This window comes from Jiangella rhizosphaerae, from assembly GCF_003579925.1.
Classification (GTDB): domain Bacteria; phylum Actinomycetota; class Actinomycetes; order Jiangellales; family Jiangellaceae; genus Jiangella; species Jiangella rhizosphaerae.
The window spans coordinates 1-1207 of sequence record NZ_QUAL01000230.1; the positions used below are offsets into that span (position 1 = coordinate 1).

Annotated in this window: 1 protein-coding gene; it reads left to right on the top strand. The window is 76.3% G+C overall.

Going from position 1 to position 1207, the window contains the following annotated elements; genetic code table 11:
* Positions 1-357: 357 nt before the first annotated feature.
* A partial coding sequence (locus DY240_RS22655; protein WP_158602963.1) for a serine/threonine-protein kinase occupies positions 358-1207 on the top strand: 850 nt, incomplete at its 3' end.

Sequence of the window (1207 nt, forward strand, 5' to 3'; positions counted from 1 at the left end):
CGGCCGCCGGTCGCGCGCCTCCCGGGGCCGGGCGGGTCGTGCTCGGTGCCCGGCGGGGCGCCGCCGGCGTCTCGGCCGACCGGCGCATGCGCGGCAGCCGGGACGGTGCGTCGGTGGTGTCGTGCTGAGCCGTGGCCTGGCCCTGGCTGCCCATCGCCGGTCCTCCCCGAGCCGGACTCCTTCGGTCCGGCCGCACCCCCATGATCGAAACGCTATTCGCCGACCGCGAGGCTTGACGTCAGTCCCCGATGATCGTGTTGCGTCATAGCAAAGCACGCCGCGGGCCCGCAGGCGTGGCGCTTGCCCGGCGTGGCTCGCGGAATGCCTCGCCGGTGCCGGGTCGGTTACCGTCTACATGTGGATGCGAGGCCGGCCGAACTCACCCACATCGGCCCGTACCGGGTGGTTCGCCAGCTCGGTGAGGGCGGCATGGGGGTCGTGTACCTGGCGACCGCTCGGGACGGTCGCTCGGTGGCGGTCAAGACGCTGCGGCCGTGGCTGGTCGGCGGCACCGACGGCCGCCGGCGGTTCGAGCGCGAGGTCGCCACGCTGGTCCGGGTGCGCGGCGACCGCGTGGCAGAGGTGCTCGACGCCGACGTGTCGGCCGATCCGCCGTACATCGTCACGCGGTTCGTCGACGGCGTCCCGCTGAGCACGTGGGTGGCCGAGCACGGGCCGCTGGCGGAGGCGGACCTGCGGATCCTGGCGCGCGGCCTGCTCGAGGCGCTCACCTCGGTGCACGCCGCCGGCGTCGTGCACCGCGACATCAAGCCCGGCAACGTCATGCTGGCACCCGGCGGGCCGGTGCTCATCGACTTCGGCATCGCGCACGCCACCGACGACACCCGGCTCACCGCCACCGGCCTGATCTCGGGGACGCCGGGCTACTTCGCGCCCGAGACCGTGCTCGGCCGCGACCCGACCCCGGCCACCGACGTCCACGCCTGGGCGGCCACGCTCACCTACGCCGCCACCGGCCGGCCGCCGTACGGCGGCGGGCCCGACCTCGCCGTCGTCGACCGCATCCGGCGTGGCGAGCACGACCTCACCGGCGTCGAGCCCTGGCTCGCGGCGGTGCTCGACGCCGCACTGCACCCCGACCCGGTCCGCCGGCCCGGCGTTCCGGCCCTGGCCCAGGCGCTCGGATCGGGCGAGCCGCCGACCGCCGCCGCGGCGCCGCCCATCCCTGCCGCCGAGCCGCCCACCG